Annotated in this window: 17 protein-coding genes; 8 read left to right on the top strand and 9 right to left on the bottom strand. The window is 71.0% G+C overall.

The window, feature by feature from the left end:
- Positions 1-67: 67 nt before the first annotated feature.
- Both MQE23_RS09930 and MQE23_RS09925 read left to right on the top strand, forming a co-directional pair.
- A complete protein-coding gene (locus MQE23_RS09930) occupies positions 68-1,756 on the top strand; it encodes an AMP-binding protein (protein WP_243378906.1) in 1,689 nt (562 codons plus the stop codon).
- The gene (locus MQE23_RS09925) at positions 1,753-3,351 is read left to right on the top strand and encodes an AMP-binding protein (RefSeq protein ID WP_243378905.1); all 1,599 of its coding nucleotides are present in this window, start codon (positions 1,753-1,755) and stop codon (positions 3,349-3,351) included. Before MQE23_RS09930 ends, MQE23_RS09925 begins: the two co-directional genes overlap by 4 nt.
- Here the strand turns inward: MQE23_RS09925 and MQE23_RS09920 are convergent.
- Positions 3,264-3,776, bottom strand: coding sequence for a GNAT family N-acetyltransferase (locus MQE23_RS09920; protein ID WP_243378904.1), 513 nt, complete (start codon positions 3,774-3,776; stop codon positions 3,264-3,266). The two genes, MQE23_RS09925 and MQE23_RS09920, sit on opposite strands and share 88 nt — an antisense overlap.
- Before the next feature lie 55 nt (positions 3,777-3,831).
- Positions 3,832-4,338 (bottom strand): GNAT family N-acetyltransferase, encoded by a 507-nt coding sequence (locus MQE23_RS09915; protein ID WP_020277481.1) that lies wholly within the window; start codon positions 4,336-4,338, stop codon positions 3,832-3,834.
- Between the two features lie 87 nt (positions 4,339-4,425).
- On the opposite strand from MQE23_RS09915, the gene MQE23_RS09910 reads away from it, so the two are divergent.
- Positions 4,426-5,217, top strand: a complete 792-nt coding sequence (locus tag MQE23_RS09910; protein ID WP_020277482.1) for an alpha/beta hydrolase — start codon at positions 4,426-4,428, stop codon at positions 5,215-5,217.
- A 34-nt stretch (positions 5,218-5,251) separates the two neighbouring features.
- On the opposite strand, the gene MQE23_RS09905 is transcribed toward MQE23_RS09910, so the two are convergent.
- Positions 5,252-5,659, bottom strand: a complete 408-nt coding sequence (locus MQE23_RS09905) for a MerR family transcriptional regulator (RefSeq protein ID WP_243378903.1) — start codon at positions 5,657-5,659, stop codon at positions 5,252-5,254.
- 50 nt (positions 5,660-5,709) lie between these two features.
- On the opposite strand from MQE23_RS09905, the gene MQE23_RS09900 reads away from it, so the two are divergent.
- Positions 5,710-6,597, top strand: a complete 888-nt coding sequence (locus MQE23_RS09900; RefSeq protein ID WP_243378902.1) for an NAD(P)-binding domain-containing protein — start codon at positions 5,710-5,712, stop codon at positions 6,595-6,597.
- Positions 6,598-6,611: 14 nt separating this feature from the next.
- Here the strand turns inward: MQE23_RS09900 and MQE23_RS09895 are convergent, their stop codons facing one another.
- A complete protein-coding gene (locus MQE23_RS09895) occupies positions 6,612-7,385 on the bottom strand; it encodes a hypothetical protein (protein WP_082320111.1) in 774 nt (257 codons plus the stop codon).
- A gap of 210 nt (positions 7,386-7,595) precedes the next feature.
- Between MQE23_RS09895 and gcl the strand changes: the two genes are divergently transcribed.
- Positions 7,596-9,380 (top strand): glyoxylate carboligase, encoded by a 1,785-nt coding sequence (gene gcl, locus MQE23_RS09890; RefSeq protein WP_243378901.1) that lies wholly within the window; start codon positions 7,596-7,598, stop codon positions 9,378-9,380.
- Positions 9,381-9,446: 66 nt separating this feature from the next.
- Here gcl and MQE23_RS09885 read toward each other — a convergent pair whose 3' ends face one another.
- From MQE23_RS09885 to MQE23_RS09865, 5 genes are all read right to left on the bottom strand, one after another.
- A complete protein-coding gene (locus tag MQE23_RS09885; protein WP_243378900.1) occupies positions 9,447-10,064 on the bottom strand; it encodes a TIGR04222 domain-containing membrane protein in 618 nt (205 codons plus the stop codon).
- A gap of 179 nt (positions 10,065-10,243) precedes the next feature.
- Complete coding sequence (locus MQE23_RS09880; protein ID WP_037674243.1) at positions 10,244-10,480, bottom strand: hypothetical protein; 237 nt, start codon at positions 10,478-10,480, stop codon at positions 10,244-10,246.
- Between the two features lie 308 nt (positions 10,481-10,788).
- A complete protein-coding gene (locus MQE23_RS09875; protein WP_243378899.1) occupies positions 10,789-12,246 on the bottom strand; it encodes a catalase in 1,458 nt (485 codons plus the stop codon).
- A gap of 208 nt (positions 12,247-12,454) precedes the next feature.
- Positions 12,455-13,351 (bottom strand): 2-hydroxy-3-oxopropionate reductase, encoded by an 897-nt coding sequence (locus MQE23_RS09870; RefSeq protein ID WP_243378898.1) that lies wholly within the window; start codon positions 13,349-13,351, stop codon positions 12,455-12,457.
- A gap of 25 nt (positions 13,352-13,376) precedes the next feature.
- Positions 13,377-14,198, bottom strand: a complete 822-nt coding sequence (locus MQE23_RS09865) for a TIM barrel protein (protein WP_243378897.1) — start codon at positions 14,196-14,198, stop codon at positions 13,377-13,379.
- A gap of 404 nt (positions 14,199-14,602) precedes the next feature.
- Here MQE23_RS09865 and MQE23_RS09860 point away from each other — a divergent pair, with 404 nt between their 5' ends.
- Genes MQE23_RS09860 through MQE23_RS09850 form a run of 3 tightly spaced genes read left to right on the top strand, consistent with a single transcriptional unit; the run spans position 14,603 to position 17,849 of the window.
- Positions 14,603-15,319: a gamma-glutamyl-gamma-aminobutyrate hydrolase family protein gene (locus MQE23_RS09860; RefSeq protein WP_082320112.1), complete on the top strand. Its 717-nt coding sequence runs from the start codon at positions 14,603-14,605 to the stop codon at positions 15,317-15,319.
- Positions 15,319-16,005: a GNAT family N-acetyltransferase gene (locus MQE23_RS09855; RefSeq protein WP_243378896.1), complete on the top strand. Its 687-nt coding sequence runs from the start codon at positions 15,319-15,321 to the stop codon at positions 16,003-16,005. The genes MQE23_RS09860 and MQE23_RS09855 overlap by 1 nt, the downstream gene beginning before the upstream one ends.
- A gap of 44 nt (positions 16,006-16,049) precedes the next feature.
- Entirely contained in the window at positions 16,050-17,849 is a 1,800-nt protein-coding gene (locus tag MQE23_RS09850; RefSeq protein WP_243378895.1) for an FAD-binding oxidoreductase, read from the top strand.
- Positions 17,850-17,871: the final 22 nt, after the last annotated feature.

Below are 17,871 nucleotides of genomic sequence, written 5' to 3'. Positions count from 1 at the left end.
GACCTGCATCACGGATTACACGATGGCTCGGAGCCGTCCGGCAATGGTCCGGTACCAAGGAGGACACATGACATCGGCGACGGAGGCCTTCCGCAGCGCGCGGGACTTCCTGCTGGAACACCGCGAGGACTACGGCACGGCCTACAAGGGCTTCCGCTGGCCCCGTCCCGACTACTTCAACTGGGCGCTCGACTGGTTCGACGAGATCGCGGACGGCAACGCCCGCACCGCTCTGCACATCGTCGAGGAGGACGGCCGCGAGACACAGCTGTCCTTCGGGGAGCTGTCCGTACGCTCGGACCAGTTCGCCAACTGGCTGCGCGCCCGGGGCGTGCGCGCCGAGGACCGGATCCTCGTGATGCTCGGCAACCAGGCCGAACTGTGGATCATCGCGCTCGCGGCGATGAAACTGCGGGCCGTGGTCATCCCGGCCACCCCGCTGCTCGGCCCCGCCGATCTGCGCGACCGCGTCGACCGCGGCCGGGTCCGGCACGTGATCGCGCGCTCCGAGGACGCGGGCAAGTTCGCCGAGGTCCCCGGCGACTACACCCGCATCGCCGCGACAGAGGCGGGAGACGCAGGAGCCGTGCCCGAGGGCTGGCTGCCGCTGGACGACGCCTACGGCGCCACCGCCCGCTTCACACCCGACGCCCCGACCCGGGCCGACGACCCGCTGATGCTGTACTTCACCTCGGGCACGACCGCCCGGCCCAAACTCGTCGAGCACACCCACACCTCGTATCCGATCGGGCACCTGTCGACCATGTACTGGATCGGCCTCAAGCCCGGCGACGTGCATCTGAACATCTCCTCACCCGGCTGGGCCAAGCACGCCTGGTCCAACCTCTTCGCCCCCTGGAACGCCGAGGCGACCGTCTTCCTGCACAACTACACGCGTTTCGACGCCGCCCGTCTCATGGCCGAGATGGACCGGGCCCGGGTCACCACCTTCTGCGCGCCGCCCACCGTCTGGCGCATGCTCATCCAGGCCGACCTGACGCAGCTGCGCACCCCGCCGCGCGAGGTCGTCGCCGCCGGTGAGCCGCTCAACCCGGAGGTCATCGAGCAGGTCCGCCGGTCCTGGGGCGTCACCATCCGGGACGGCTTCGGCCAGACCGAGACGGCCGTGCAGGTCGCCAACAGCCCCGGCCAGCCGCTCAAGACCGGCTCGATGGGCCGGCCGAGCCCCGGCTACCGCGTCGAGCTGCTGGACCCCGTCTCGGGTGCGCCGGGCGCGCGCGAGGGCGAGATCGCGCTCGACCTCTCGGACCGCCCCGTCGGCCTGATGACCGGCTACCACGGCGACGCGGACCGCACGGCGGAGGCGATGGCCGGCGGCTACTACCGCACGGGCGACATCGGCGCGCGGGACGAGGACGGCTACATCACCTACGTCGGCCGCGCGGACGACGTCTTCAAGGCGTCCGACTACAAGATCAGCCCTTTCGAGCTGGAGAGCGCGCTGCTGGAGCACGAGGCGGTGGCCGAGGCGGCCGTCGTGCCCGCGCCGGACGAGCTGCGGCTCGCGGTGCCGAAGGCGTACGTCGTCCTTGCGGCGGGCTGGGAGCCCGGCCCGGACACCGCGAAGGTGCTGTTCGAGCACTCCCGTGAGGCCCTGGCCCCCTACAAGCGCATCCGCCTCCTGGAGTTCGGCGACCTGCCCAAGACCGTCTCGGGCAAGATCCGCCGCATCGAGCTGCGCGAGGCCACGGCGGCCGGGTCGGACGCCGAGTACCGCGAGGAGGACTTCCGGTGACCTCGTACAGTCATGGAACCGGCGATACGGCTCTGCTCGGCGACACCATCGGGGCCAACCTGGACCGGGCCGTGGCCACCTGGCCGGACCGTGAGGCGCTGGTCGACGTGCCGTCCGGGCGGCGCTGGACGTACGCGCAGTTCGGCGCGGCCGTCGACGAGCTGGCCTCGGCGCTCCTCGCCTCCGGGGTAGTCAAGGGCGACCGGGTGGGCATCTGGGCGGTCAACTGTCCCGAGTGGGTCCTGGTCCAGTACGCCACCGCCCGCATCGGCGCGATCATGGTGAACATCAACCCGGCCTACCGCACGCACGAGGTCGAGTACGTCCTCAAGCAGGCCGGGATCTCCTTCCTGTTCGCCTCCCTCAGCCACAAGACGAGCGACTACCGGGCGATGGTCGACGAAGTGCGGGGCAGATGCGCCGACTTGCGTGAGGTGGTCTACATCGGCGACCCGAGCTGGGACGCGCTGCTCGGGCGGGGGACTCCCGGCGCCCGGATCACGGACGACGGCCTGTCCTGCGACGACCCGATCAACATCCAGTACACGTCGGGCACCACGGGCTTCCCCAAGGGAGCCACCCTCTCCCACCACAACATCCTCAACAACGGTTACTTCGTGGGCGAGTTGATCGCCTACACCGAGCAGGACCGGATCTGCATCCCGGTGCCCTACTACCACTGCTTCGGCATGGTCATGGGCAACCTCGCCGCCACCTCGCACGGCGCCTGCATGGTGATCCCGGCCCCGTCCTTCGACCCGAAGGCCACGCTGGAGGCCGTCCAGCAGGAGCGCTGCACCTCGCTCTACGGCGTCCCGACCATGTTCATCGCGGAGCTTAACCTCCCCGGATTCGCCTCGTACGACCTGTCCTCCCTGCGCACCGGCATCATGGCGGGCTCGCCCTGCCCGGTGGAGGTGATGAAACGGGTGGTCGCCGAGATGCACATGCAGCAGGTCTCCATCTGCTACGGCATGACCGAGACGTCCCCGGTCTCGCTCCAGACCCGGATGGACGACGACCTGGAACACCGCACCGGCACGGTCGGCCGCGTGCTGCCGCACATCGAGGTGAAGATCGTCGACCCGGCGACGGGCGTGACCCAACCGCGCGGCACGGCGGGCGAGTTGTGCACCCGCGGCTACAGCGTGATGCTCGGCTACTGGAACGAGCCGGAGAAGACCGCCGAGGCCGTCGACGCGGGCCGCTGGATGCACACCGGCGACCTCGCCGTGATGCGCGAGGACGGCTACGTCGAGATCGTCGGCCGCATCAAGGACATGATCATCCGGGGCGGGGAGAACATCTACCCCCGCGAGATCGAGGAGTTCCTCCACGCCCACCCCAAGATCCAGGACGTCCAGGTCGTGGGCGTCCCGCACGACCGCTACGGCGAGGAGGTCCTCGCCTGTGTCATCCCCCTGGACCCCGCCGACCCGCTCACCCTGGACGAACTCCAGACCTTCTGTCAGGGCCGCCTGGCCCACTACAAGGTCCCGACCAGGCTTCAGCTCCTAGACTCGTTCCCGATGACGGTGTCCGGGAAGGTACGCAAGGTGGAACTGCGGGAGAGGTTCGCGGGAGGGCAGAGATAGAAGAGCTCGGGGTCGCCGTCGTCGAGGCCGTGGACCAGACCGGCCGGTCGCCAGCCGGCGCTCAGGAGCAGTTGCTGCATGGGCTGGTTGGAGACGTTGGTCGAGGTGAACAGTTTGGGCGTGGTGCACGCGGCTTCGACGGCCGTGAGAAGCCGCGTGGCCACACCCTGCCGGCGTGCGGCGGGTGCGACCGTCAGCAGGGTGAGGAAGCCCTGTTCGAAGAAGGTGTACTCCAGCACGCCGTAGCCGACGGGCCCGCGCGCGTCTTCGGCCAGCACCGCCCGGCCCTGCTCGCACCAGCGCCGGATGCCGGCGCGGCGCGCCCGGTCTCCCGCCGCCGCGATCGGGTCGGTCTCGGTCAGCGCCGTGTGGTCCGACGGCTCGGCGCGGCGCACGACGAGCGTGCCGGGTTCGATGTCGCCCATGGGGCGCATCCTGGCAGCAGTGCGGCCGGACCGCGCGCGGATTACCGCGCCTCGGTCACAGCGGTGCGCGCATGCACACGCGGGGCCGTCGGTCCAGGCCGTGTTCGGCTTCCGTCGCGCGGATCCTACGCAGGCCGGGGGTGAGGTCCGCCTCGGACAAGGTGCGGAAGCCGAGGCGGGCGTAGTAGGGCGCGTTCCACGGGACCTCCGCGAAGGTGGTCAGTGTCAGGGCCGACAGGCCCTCCTCGCGGGCGCGGTCGGCGGCGTGCGCGAGGAGGTGTCGGCCCACGCCCCGGCGCGCGGCGCGCGGATGGACCGAGACCTGCTCGATGTGCAGGGCGCCGTCCACGGGTTCGGCGACGAGGTACGCGGCCGGGTGGTCCCGTTCGTCCGCCGCGACCCAGCAGCGGCCCGCCTCGCGGTAGCGCTCCAGTACGTCGAGCGCGGGCGGTTCGTCGTCGGCGATCTCCGGCATGCCGAGGTCGCGGAAGGGGGCACCGGCGGCACGTTCGATGTCCTGGAGGGCGGGCAGTTCGGCGGCGGTCGCGGGGCGGATACGCATGGGTTGAGTATGCGGCGCGGTGCACACCGGGACCCGGTGGCTACTCTCGTCCCTCCACACCGACTTGAACCGCGAGGGGAGCAGACCGTGCGCGACGCCGCCGTGACGCCCGAGGGCGAACGGATCCGCTGGGTCGAACTGCCGGGACAGGAACCGCCACGCGTCTACGTGCACGGCCTGGGCGCCACGTCGCCCGCCTACTTCACTCAGGTCGCGGTCCATCCACTGCTGGCCGGCCGCCGGTCGCTGCTGATCGACCTGCTGGGGCACGGCATCAGCGACCGGCCGGCGAGCTTCGACTACACCCTGGAAGCACACGCCGACGCGCTCGCCGAGGCGCTCACCGCCGCCGACGTCACCGGGGCGGAGCTGATCGCGCACAGCATGGGCGGCTCGGTGGCGATCGTCCTGGCCGCCCGGCACCCCCGCCTGGTCTCCCGTCTGGTCCTGGTCGACGCCAACCTCGACCCGATACCGCGCGCCCCCGGCTCGTCGGGCAGCAGCGGGATCGCCGCCTACACCGAGCAGCAGTTCCTGGCAGGCGGGTGGGAAGAGGTCCGTGACAGGGTCGGCCCCCACTGGTGGTCCACGATGCGTCTGGCCGGCCGGGAGGCCCTGCACCGCAGCGCGGTCCACCTCGTCCGCGGCACCGTACCCACCATGCGCGAACTCCTGCTGGACCTGAAGATCCCCCGGACCTTCCTGCTGCCCGAGGCCGACGGCCCGCTGCCGGGCACCGACGCGCTCTCCGCGTCCGGGGTGTCCGTCGTCGCGGTCCCGGACTGCGGACACAACATCATGCTGGACAACCCGGAGGCCTTCGCCCGCGTCACCGCGGCGGCGCTCACGGACTCCCGGTCCGTCCGGCGGTCGACGTAGTCCTGCCGTGCCTTCCACTCGTTCCACGAGTTCGTCAGGCGGGCACGCGCTCCGGGTCGGCACCGTCGAAGGGCGGGTAGGTCCGGTCGCTCATGCGCTCGGCCGCGTCGATGTAGTCGGCGAGGGCGTTCCGGGACCGGGCGAGCGCGGACATCTGGTCGTCCAGCCGGCGCAGCCGCGACCGCATCGCCGCCAGCAGTTCGGGACACCCGGGCAGCTCCGGGGCCTCTCCGACCGCGCAGGGCAGCAGATAAGCGATGTCCTCCGACGATAAGCCGGCACCGAGCAGGTGGCGGATCTGTCTCACCCGCAGGACCGCGCTCTCGTCGTACTCGCGGTACCCGTTCGTGCCGCGGTCCGCCTCCAGCAGGCCCTGGGCCTCGTAGTAGCGCAACTGATGGGCGTTGACGCCCGTCCGGCGACTCAGTTCCCCGATACGCATCGACAACCTCGCTTGACCTTCACACCGGTATCAACGTTGACGATGCTGCCATGAACAGAACCGACACACCCGTGACAGTCATCGGACTCGGACTGATGGGCCAGGCACTCGCCGGCGCCTTCCTGAAGGCCGGGCATCCCACCACTGTGTGGAACCGCACGACCTCCAAGGCCGACGGGCTGGTGGCCCGGGGCGCACGGCTCGCACCGACAGTCGGTGACGCGGTCGCGGCCGGCTCCTTGACGATCATCTGCGTCACCGACTACCAGGCCGTGCGGGAACTGCTCGGCGCGAGCGACGTCGAACTCGACGGCACGACGCTGGTCAATCTGACCTCGGGCGACTCGGCCCAGGCCCGGGAGACCGCTCGATGGGCCGAGCAGCGCGGCGCCCGCTACCTGGACGGCGCCGTCATGGCCGTACCGCCGGCCATCGGCACGCCCGAGGCGGTGATTCTGCACAGCGGCCCCCAGGCGGACTTCGACGCGCACAAGCCGACCCTCGACGCGCTCGGCACCGTCACTCACCTCGGTGCGGACCATGGCCTGGCGTCCCTGTACGACGTGGCCGGACTGGCCATGATGTGGAGCGTCCTGAACGCCTGGCTCCAGGGCACCGCGCTGCTCAGGACGGCCGGTGTCGACGCCGCGACGTACGCGCCGTTCGCGCAGCGGATCGCCGCCGGTGTGGCCGACTGGCTGCCCGGATACGCCGAGCAGATCGACAGCGGCTCCTTCCCGGCCGAGGTGTCGGCCCTGGAGACCGACGCGCGGGCCATGGCACACCTGATCGAGGAGAGCGAGGCGGTGGGTGTCAGCGCCGAACTGCCGAAGCTGTTCAAGGCGATGGCCGACCGCTCGATCGCCGCGGGACACGGTGGTGAGCAGTATCCCGTGCTGATCGAAGAGTTCAGCAGGCCCGGGCCCGCCGACGACTGACCGGTTCGGGCCTGTCAGGGCGCCCGGTTCTCCGTGCCGGTGGCGTCCAGTGCCCCGGCCGGGGCGTTCACCGGCCGCGGCGTGCCGGTGAGTTCGAGGACGAACAGCGGGACGCCGAGGGCGTCGGCGCGGGCCCGGGCGTCGTGCGCGTACCCGGCGAGGGAGAAGCAGAGGCAGTCCGCCGACTCCGTCATGGCCGTCAGCCACAGGCACTCCACGTCCCGCAGGGTCGCGGGGCGCACGGCCGGGTCGACCAGCGCGACGACGCCGCGGGCGGCGAGACCGATCCCGGACGGCGGCCGCTGATCCGCCCGCCGGACGCCCCGGTAGCCGAGCCAGCGCAGATAGAGCGCGGCGGCGGTGACGGCGTCGAGCGCGGTACGGACCGGTACGGAGCGGAAGGGCGGCCGGGCCGCGCCGTCGGCGGCACCGGCTGATGCAGGGGCCCCCTCGACGGCGGCTGCGGCGTGGCGCGGACCGGCCTGGGCACTCGCGCCCGGCGCCCCGCCCCGCCCGGCCCCGCCCGTCCCCTCCACAACCGGCACCCGCAGCACCACCCCGCACGGGCACCCCACCTCCGGCCGCGGCCACTCCCCACGTCGGCCGCAGCGCTCGCACCGCACCGTCACCCAGTCGTCCTGCCAGACGCGATGGGAGACGGGCGTCACCGTGCCGTCCCGGTCGAGCCGCGGGGCGACGGGCGCTCCGCACACGCACGGATACGACGGGGCCGTGAAGCGGTGCTCCCGTCGGCAGGACGGACAGCGCACCGGCACGCTCTCGGCCATGACCACTCCCGTACGGCGTCACATCGGGACAGCGCGTCCATCGTGCGCCGCCGAACCCCTGCCTGTCCGCCGCTTGCCCGTCTCTTGACGCCCTTCACCCGCCCCGCATACATTCATTCCAGATCGTAGAAGTTACTTTCCACATTACGGAAGAGCTCACCGCGGGGCGCGACGGGAGTGCGAATCCGACAGCCGAAGCAGGAGTACTCGATGGCTCGAATGACCGCTGCCCGCGCGGCAGTTGAGATCCTCAAGCGGGAGGGCGTCACCGACGCGTTCGGTGTCCCGGGCGCGGCGATCAACCCGTTCTACGCGGCGCTCAAGGCCTCCGGCGGCATCCACCACACCCTCGCCCGCCACGTGGAGGGCGCCTCGCACATGGCTGAGGGCTACACCCGCACCCACGCCGGCAACATCGGCGTCTGCATCGGCACCTCCGGCCCGGCCGGCACCGACATGATCACGGGCCTGTACTCCGCGACCGGCGACTCCGTCCCGATCCTGTGCATCACCGGCCAGGCCCCGACCGCCGTGATCCACAAAGAGGACTTCCAGGCCGTCGACATCGCCTCGATCGCCAAGCCGGTCACCAAGATGGCCGTGACCGTGCTGGAGGCCGCGCAGGTCCCCGGCGTCTTCCAGCAGGCCTTCCATCTGATGCGCTCCGCCCGCCCCGGCCCGGTCCTCATCGACCTGCCGATCGACGTCCAGCTCACGGAGATCGAGTTCGACCCGGAGACGTACGAGCCGCTCCCGGTCTACAAGCCCGCCGCGACCCGCGCCCAGATCGAGAAGGCGATCGGGATGCTGAACGCCGCCGAGCGGCCGCTGATCGTCGCGGGCGGCGGTGTCATCAACGCCGACGCCGCCGAACTGCTCGTCGAGTTCGCCGAGTTGACCGGCACCCCGGTCGTCCCCACCCTCATGGGCTGGGGCGTCCTGCCCGACGACCACGAGCTGAACGCCGGCATGGTCGGCCTGCAGACCTCGCACCGCTACGGCAACGCGACCTTCCTGGAGTCCGACTTCGTCCTCGGCATCGGCAACCGCTGGGCCAACCGCCACACCGGCAGACTCGACGTCTACACGGCCGGACGGACCTTCGTCCACGTCGACATCGAGCCCACCCAGATCGGCAGGATCTTCGCCCCCGACTACGGCATCGCCTCCGACGCCGGGGCCGCGCTGGAGCTGTTCGTCGAGGCGGCGCGCGAACTGAAGGAGGCCGGCAAGCTGCCCGACCGCTCCGCCTGGGCGGCCTCGGCGCAGGAGCGCAAGGCGGCCCTCCAGCGCCGTACGCACTTCGACGACATCCCGATCAAGCCGCAGCGCGTCTACGAGGAGATGAACAAGGCCTTCGGCCCTCAGACCCGGTACGTCTCCACCATCGGCCTCTCGCAGATCGCCGGCGCCCAGATGCTGCACGTCTACCGGCCCCGCCACTGGATCAACTGCGGCCAGGCCGGCCCGCTCGGCTGGACCATCCCGGCCGCGCTCGGCGTCGCCAAGGCCGACCCGGAGGCGTCCGTCGTCGCGCTCTCCGGCGACTACGACTTCCAGTTCATGATCGAGGAACTGGCCGTCGGCGCGCAGCACAAGATCCCGTACGTCCACGTCCTCGTCAACAACTCCTACCTGGGCCTGATCCGCCAGGCGCAGCGGGCGTTCGACATCGACTTCCAGGTCAACCTGGAGTTCGAGAACATCAACGCGCCCGAGCTCGGCGTCTACGGCGTCGATCACGTCAAGGTCGCGGAGGGCCTCGGCTGCAAGGCGATCAGGGTGACCGACCCGGCCGAGCTGGGCGCCGCGTTCGAGCAGGCAAAGAAGCTCGCCGCGGAGTACCGGGTCCCGGTCGTCGTCGAGGCGATCCTGGAGCGCGTCACCAACATCTCCATGTCGACGACGAACGACATCGGCAACGTCGTGGAGTTCGAGGAGCTGGCCACCGAGCCCGGCCACGCGCCGACCTCGATCAAGCCGCTGAAGGTCTGACACCCGCGCAGCCGAGGGGCGGTCCGTCCGGGAGGACGGACCGCCCCTGTCGCGTTCACGCGTTCACTACCCGCCTCCACCCCCGCAGCCGCCTCCGCCCCCGCCGCAGGAGGTGTAGCCCGCACTGCCGCCTCCGTACGGACCGCGCGAGTGCTTGAGGAGGCCCTTGCCGCCCACCTCGGCCCGGCGGATCAGCCCTGCCCGCAGGGCGAAGCGCGGCACCACCAGCCGCAGGGCCGCCTCGCCGTGCAGGGCGACGGCCAGCAGCCGGTCGTGGTCGGTCAGGCCGAGCCTGCTGGCGGGCAGCGGGTGGTGGAGCCCCAGCTCCCGGACATGGCGGCGCGCGGCGCGCGTGGGGCCGAGCAGCGGGTAGCGCAGCAGGCCCGCCTCCGCGAGCGGGATGCGCATGAGGGCCACCGCGAGCCGTATGCCCGGATCCTTGACCAACGTCCGCAGACCGGCGGGCTCGTGGAGACAGGCGTGCACCTCCTGGGCCAGGGGAGAGGGCGGCCGCTCGGCGCTCACGGCGTCAGCGATGCCCGCCCGCATCGTCCCCGGCCGGTCCGCCTTCACCAGGCCCCGCAGATACAGGTCCACCACGGCGACGGTGACGGCGGCCCGGGGGCCGTCCCCCAGCAGTGCGATCTCGTGCGGCTCCAGCCGGACCGCCGTACCGTCGCTCATGGCTTCACCCCCCGTGCCGGGGCCCGCCGCCCCCGTGCCGGCGGGTCCCGTGTGTCGAGAATGTGCCCGGCCCCGGGGGCGGTTGAAGCCCCCGGGGCCGGGTTCAGAGGTTCATTTGAGGGTTCCGTACGAGGCGTACGACCGGTGCCGTACGCGCGCCCGCGAAGGGCGGGGCGTGTTCACGCCTCGTGGTGCTCCGACAGCCCGGGCCAGTCGTCCGGGCCGCCGCCCTGCCACTCGACGAGGTCGCTCTCCGCCACGTCGGTGACGTAGAGGTCCGCCAGCCGCAGGATCTCGGCGACGTCGTCGGCGTGCGTGGCCACGCCCAGGGGCTCCTCGCCCAGGGTGACCCGGCGGGATCCGTCCAGGGCGGGGGGATGGACCACGACATGCGGGTGCTCGGTTGGATGTGCCATGCCTTCAGGCTGCTGCGGCCGGGCCGGTTCCGCACCCTGGGGCGGGCTCTGGCCGTCCGACGGCGCGAGACTGGGCGCGACAGGACGTTCGCGCCGCCGGACGGGGTCATGGGGGAGGGGTGGGTATGAGGACCGCGGCGGGTGCGACGGAGTCCGGGACCGGCTTCCCTCAGGTCGAGAAGCCCGTCCGGGTCCTTCACCACCGCACTGGCTCGCACTCCGCCGCGGTCCGCGCCCTGCCCGCGTCCGTGCCCGGAGCGACCACCCCTCATCCGGGTCGCCCGGGCGGTCGGACGCGGTCAGGGAGTTCAGTCCTCGCGCAGGGCGCGGACCGCCTCCTCCACGCGCCGCCCGTACTCGGGGTCGGCGGCGTGGAAGTGCGCGAGGTTCTTCTCGATCGCGTCGTCGCGGGAGACCTGCGCGAGGCCGCCGGCGATGTTCGCGACCAGGCGGGACTTCTCCTCGGCGGACATCAGCCGGTACAGCTCGCCCGCCTGGAAGAAGTCGTCGTCCTTGGTGTGCAGGGGCGCCGCGTGGGTGCCCGTGTGGCCGGTCACCGCCAGCGGGGCCGACAGCGGGCGGCCGGTCTCCACCGGGCCGTCGTAGGAGTTCGGCTCGTAGTTCTTGGCGTACCGGCCCTGGGGGTTGGACGCCATGAGCCCGTCCCGGCCGTAGTTCTCGGCGGTCGTGGCCCGGGGCGCGTTGACGGCCAGCTGCGTGTGGTTGACGCCCAGGCGGTAGCGGTGGGCGTCCGCGTAGGCGAACAGGCGGCCCTGGAGCATCTTGTCGGGCGAGGGGCCGATGCCCGGCACGAAGTTGTTCGGGGAGAACGCGGCCTGCTCGACCTCGGCGAAGACGTTGTCCGGGTTGCGGTCCAGCACCAGCCGGCCCACGCGCTGGAGCGGGTAGTCGGCGTGCGGCCACACCTTCGTCAGGTCGAACGGGTTGAAGCGGTAACCGTCCGCCTCGGCCGCCGGCATGAGCTGGACGTAGAGCGTCCAGGACGGGTGCACACCCCGCTCGATGGCCTGGAGCAGGTCCGTCTGGTGGGAGTTCGGGTTCTTGCCCGCGAGCTCGGCGGCCTGCGCGCTGCTCAGGCAGCGGACGCCCTGGTTCGTCTTGAAGTGGTACTTGACGAAGAAGGCCTCGCCCCGGCTGTTCGTCCACTGGTAGGTGTGCGAGCCGTAGCCGTTCATGTGCCGGTACGACGCCGGGATGCCGCGGTCGCCCATCAGCCAGGTCACCTGGTGCGAGGCCTCGGGGGAGTGCGCCCAGAAGTCCCAGACGTTGTCCGGCTCCTGACGGCCCGTGAACGGGTCGCGCTTCTGCGAGTGGATGAAGTCCGGGAACTTGACCGGGTCCTTGATGAAGAAGACCGGGGTGTTGTTGCCGACGAGGTCGTAATTGCCCTCGGCCGTGTAGAACTTGACCGCGAAACCGCGCGGGTCGCGCACGGCGTCCGCGCCGCCGAGGCTGTCGGCCACCGTCGAGAAGCGCAGGAACACCTCGGTCCGCCTGCCGACCTCGCCGAGGAAGTCGGCGTGGGTGAAGCCGGTGACGTCGTCGGTCACCTCGAAGTGGCCGTAGGCGCCGGAGCCACGGGCGTGCACCACGCGCTCCGGGATGCGCTCGCGGTTGAAGCGCGCGAGCTTCTCCAGCAGATGCTGGTCCTGGAGCAGAAGCGGGCCGCCGACGCCGGCGGTGGCGGAGTTCTGGTTGTCGGCGACGGGGGCGCCGGACTCGGTGGTGAGCACGCGCTGCGACATCGTGACCTTCCGTACGAGAGGGCAGCGGAAAAATGTTTCCGCTTCGTGGAGCCTAGGGTCGGGCGATCGGAGCGTCAACAGTTTGTTGAAGCGGTGGGCATGGGTGGGTCCGGGCGGCGCCGCCCCTTTGGGCGCGACAGGACAGGTGTCAGCGGCGACGCCGCCCGGGGTCTGGGGCCCCCGGGTCCAGAGGGGGGTCAGGAAGACGTCAGAGCTGCGCGCCGGAGAGCCGCTCCACGGCCCGCAGCAGCGCCGAGTGGTCCAGGCCGCCGTCGCCCTGCGCGCGCAGGGACGCGACCAGCTGGGCGACCACGGCGCCGACGGGCAGGGCCGCGCCGACATTGCGGGCGGCGTCCGTGACGATGCCCATGTCCTTGTGGTGCAGATCGATCCGGAAGCCCGGCTTGAAGTCCCGGTCGAGGAAGTTGGCCTTCTTGCGGGTCAGCACGGTCGAGCCGGCGAGACCGCCGTTCAGGACATCCAGGGCGGCCTTCAGGTCCACGCCGGACTTCTCCAGGAAGACCACGGCCTCGGCGCACGCCTGGATGTTCACGGCGACGATCAGCTGGTTGGCGGCCTTCACGGTCTGGCCGGAGCCGTGCGGGCCGCACAGCACGATGGTCTTGCCGAGCGCCTCGAAGATCGGCTCGGCCTGGTCGAAGTCGGCCTGCTCGCCGCCGACCATGATGGACAGCACGGCCTCGATCGCGCCGGCCTCACCGCCGGACACGGGGGCGTCCAGGACGCGGATGCCCTTGTCCTTCGCCGCCTTCGCCAGGTCGACCGAGGTCTGCGGGGTGATCGAGGACATGTCGATCAGCAGGGCGCCGGGCTTCGCGTTGTCCAGGATGCCGTCGGGGCCGTAGGCGATGGCCTCGACCTGCGGGGAGGCCGGGACCATCGTGATGACGACGTCGGCGTCCCGCACGGCCTCGGCGATCGAACCGGCGGACGTGCCACCCGCGGCAGCGAGGCGGTCCAGCTTGTCCCGCTCCAGTGTGTAGCCGGTGACGTCGTAGCCCGCCTTGACGAGGTTCTCGGACATGGGGGAGCCCATGATGCCGAGACCGATCCAGGCGATCTTGGGAAGGGCGGTGGTGGTCATGATGGGGGTGCCTTTCGGTGCGGGGTCAGCGGGGCAGCCAGTCGAAGGCCTCGGCGCTCGGGCGGTCGCCCGGCTTGTACTCGAGGCCGACCCAGCCGTCGTAACCCGCCTTGGTCAGCTGGTCGAGGAGGTCTTCGAGGGGCAGCGAGCCCGTCCCGGGGGCGCCGCGGCCGGGGTTGTCGGCGATCTGGACGTGGCCGGTCTTCGCGGCGTACCGGTCGATCACCTGCGGCAGGTCCTCGCCGTTCATGGACAGGTGGTAGAGGTCCATGAGGAAGCGGGCGTTGTCCAGCCCCGTCGTGTCGTTGACCTTGTCGACGACGCCGACGGCGGCCGGTGCGGACACCAGCGGATACGACGGCGACTCGGGCCGGTTGAGCGCCTCGATCAGCAGGATCGCGCCGATCCGGTCGGCGGCCCGGGCCGCGAGCACCAGGTTCTCCAGGGCGAGCGCGTCCTGCTCGGCCGGGTCCACGCCCTCGGCGCGGTTGCCGTACAGCGCGTTGAGCGCCTTGCAGCCGAGAGCGGCGGCGAAGCCGGTCGCCACGTCGATGTTGGCGCGGAACCTCTCCGACTCCTCGCCCGGGATCGACAGGGCGCCACGGTCGGGGCCGGGCAGCCGGCCGGCGTAGAAGTTGAGCCCCGTGAGCTGGACGCCGGCGTCCTCGACGGCCTTCTTCAGCGCGTCGAGCTCCGACTGTTCAGGGGTGGGCGAGTCGATCCAGGGCCACCACAGCTCGACCGCCGTGAAGCCGGCCGCGGCGGCGGCCGCGGGGCGCTCCAGGAGCGGGAGTTCCGTGAAGAGGATCGACAGGTTGACGTTGAAGCGCTGGTCTGCGAATCCCATCGGGCCGCGCTCCCTTCCGCTTTTTTCGCATTGTGGAAGTTGGTTTCTGCTTAACGGAAGACTGCCGCCGGGTGTCGCGGCTTGTCAAGGGGACGGGAGGCGGGCCGCGCGAGGCGGGTGGGTGAGGTGTGTCCCGCCGCGGCGGGACACCGGCGGGAAGCGCCCCACCCGCCCGCGGCTCATCGAAAAGGGCTGGACGGAAAGACCGTGTCCGGTTGTCACCGTCGAATTCGAGCCAGCGCAGGAGCACGGTCTCCGGGAGTCAGGGCTATCCCGCTGACCGAAAAACGCCCTTCTTCACAAGTAGCGGAAACTTGGTTCGCGGATCATTGATCTTGCAGGCCGGAACGGCATCGGTTAGCGTGTCTGCGCTTTCCAATCCGCGTCATCAACGGGGGTGGGGCATGAAACCGCGGATCGGTATCACCGCGCGCTTTCGATCGGCAATAGACAGCCATTGTCTGCATGCCGGATATGTCAATCACGTCATTCGGGCGGGAGGTATTCCACTCGTCATTCCCTGTGTCGACGACAAGCTCGCCGATGTGTATCTCCCACACCTCGACGGCCTCATGCTCACCGGCGGTGAGGACATCGACCCCGCCCATTGCTCGGGCGCCGAGAGACAGCCGGACTACCAGTACCAGCCCGGCCGTGACGTCTTCGAAATCCGGCTTGCCGAAGCGGCACTGGAAGCCGGGCTGCCGGTCCTCGGTATCTGCCGCGGCTGCCAGGTTCTCTACACCGCCACCGGTCATCCGCTCATTTCTCATATTCCTGATGTCAACGGCGGCAGCGTCGCCCACCGGATTTCCCTGACGGAGACCTCGCGGCACCGCGTGACCCTCACCGAGGACAGCGCCGTCGCGGCGGCGTACGGCCGGCCCGCCGTGACCGTCACCTCCTACCACCACCAGGGGCTGGGCCCCTTGGCGGCGGACGGTCACCCCTGGCGGGTCACGGCCCGCTCCGACGACCGGCTGACCGAAGCGATCGAGCACCCCGGCGAGGCCTGGGCGGTGGGCGTCATGTGGCACCCGGAGCTGCCCGTGGAGGACACCGGCGACCTCGCCGACCCGCTGATCTCGGCATTCGTCGCGGCGGCGGGAGGCGAGCGCTGATGTTCGAGGTCCGACGTCTCGGCCCCGAGGACCTCGACACGCTCCTGGGCCTCCAGGAGCGCATCAAGTCCTCGCTCCCCGACCCGGGCGTCTTCCAGACCAGCACGCCCGAGTTCATCTCCTACTGCCTCGCCGACGGCGGGCTCTGCTACGGCGTGACGCACGGCTCCGGCACGGTCGCCTACCGGATGGTCTACTTTCCGCGCGACCGGGATTTCAACCTGGCCAAGGACACCCCGCTGCCGCCCTCCGAGTACGCCCGGGTCGCGCACTGGGACACCATCGCCGTACTGCCCGAATGGCGTGGCCACGGACTTGCCCGGCTGATGAATACCAGAGCCCTCGCCGACGTCGCCGCCCTCGACATCCGGCACCTCTACGCCACCAGCTCGCCGATGAATCCGAACGGCGTCGGATCACTGATGCGGGCGGGTTTCCGCCCGGTCCGGCTCGTCACCAAATTCGGCGGAAAACTGCGCTTCCTCTTCTACCGCCCCACCCCGGCCCCCTGGCCTCCGGTGCGAAACGGGCAAGAGGAGCGGTCCGTCGGCCTCTCCGCCACCGGCGAACTCGAAAGGGCCTTCCTCGAAGGCTGGGTCGGCGTCCGTCTCGGCGCCGACGACCGGTCAGGCACGAGCCTTTCCCTGCAACGACATTCGCTGCCCTTCACCGGCGAGCAGCCCTGAACAACACCGGTGGAATTCACGCACCTCTTACCGAAAGCGGAACGTTGAAGACGATCATCACCACCCCGAGTTCCGAGCTGGCGTACTCCGACTTCCTGCGCGACGGAAACATCGTCCACTTCCCCGACCTGGACACCGCGCCCGCCGACGAGCTGCTGTGCGAGGTGACCGCCCACGGCGCACGGGGCCTGATCATGTCCAGGCGGCCCCCTGAAGCCTTCCTGCGGCACTGGTGCCGGAGAGTGCCCGGGATCACGTACCTGTCGTACGTCACCGGCACCCCCAGCCGCTCCGCACCCCGGGACCTCGTCGAGTTCAACCACCCCGACGGCGGCCTCGCCTCGATCGCGACGGCCCTGAGCGGCTTCGAGCGGCGCTTCACCCTCCAGCACGCCCCCGCCCAGCCCGGCTTACCCGCCACGGGCTGCCGCGAGACCGTGCTGATCGGCGCCGGCGTCGTGAACCTGGTGACGGCCCTGTACCTGTGGCGGGAGGGCTACCGGGTCACCGTCCTCGACCGGTCCCCGGCCCCCGGCGGCGAGCACTGGCGCCGGTACGGCTGCACGCACGCCGGCGACGACGCCCGCATGTTCACCTTCACCGAGATGGACGGCTACAACAACCAGGACTTCCACGGCCGTCCGCCGGCGCACTTCCGGCTGCCCGTCGACCACGGAGGCTGGCTCGCCACCGGCGACCGGCCGCTGTCCGCCCCGGAACGCGCCTGGATCGAGGAGTTCGAACGTGTGCCGTCCTGGCTGGCCCGCGCCTACAACCAGGACATCTTCGCCTTCACCGCCGAGGCGTTCCACGAGTGGACCGCCCTGCGCCAGGAGCACCCCGGCCTCTTCGAGGACGTCGTCCTCACCGACGGTGTCCTGCGCCTGTACGCCGATCCGGACCACCACCGGGCCGCCCTCGCCCGGCACCGCGCCCTCGGCGCCCTCGCCCGCGAACTCACGCCCGGGCAACTGGTCCAGGAGTTTCCGGGACTGACCGGCGCCTTCGAGACGGGCGCCCTGGCCGGCGGGTTCCTCGTGCCCGGCTTCACCGTCGGCGTGCACCGGTTCACGCGGCGGCTCGTCACGTTCCTCCGGGAACGCGGCGTGGTGTTCCACTGGGACACCCCGGTGCGGTGGGTCCGGCGCGACGGCACGGGAGCCGTGACCGGGTTCGACTGCCCGGTGCCCGTACCCGCGGACGCGCACGTCGTCGCCTCGCCCGGAGTCGACGGCCAGGCCCTGCTCATGGGCTCGCCCTGCGAGGGCCGGATCCAGGGCGTCCTGGGCGGCTGGATGCGGATCGGCAACGAGCACACACGGCTGCCGCACTCGCTGAAGGTCGGCCGCAGGGGCCATGTCACCGAGGACGCCAACGTGACCGTCGCCCGCGACGGCGACGGCCGGCCGACCCTGATCGTCGGGTCCGGATACGGCTACACGGGCGTCGGCACCGACGCCGACGAGGCCCAGCTGGACGCCATCCGGCTCGGCATCATCGACACCATCGAACGGCTCTTCCCCGACCAGGCCCACCGCTCGGCGTCCTCACGGCCCGCCGACAACTACGACTTCAAGTACTGCGTCCGGCCCTGGACCGCCACGTCACTCGGTGTCTACCACGCGGAGACCACCGCGCACGGCGGCCTCTTCGTCATCAACGGCGGCCACAACACCGGCGGTTTCGCACAGGCACCCGCCGTCGCCCGGGCCGTCCTCGCCTCCCTCGGCGACCAGCCGCACCCGATGCACGCCCTCTACCACCCGGAACGCTTCACCGCCTTCATGACGGACGCGGCATCCGCCGGCACCGCCCCCAGGGCCCCCGCAGCGTCCCGCAGCTGACCACCGCCGCAAGCACGCCAGG

Source organism: Streptomyces sp. HP-A2021 (genome assembly GCF_022807935.1).
In the GTDB taxonomy this organism is placed as follows: Bacteria; Actinomycetota; Actinomycetes; order Streptomycetales; family Streptomycetaceae; genus Streptomyces; species Streptomyces afghaniensis.
This window is presented reverse-complemented; position numbering and strand designations above follow the sequence as displayed.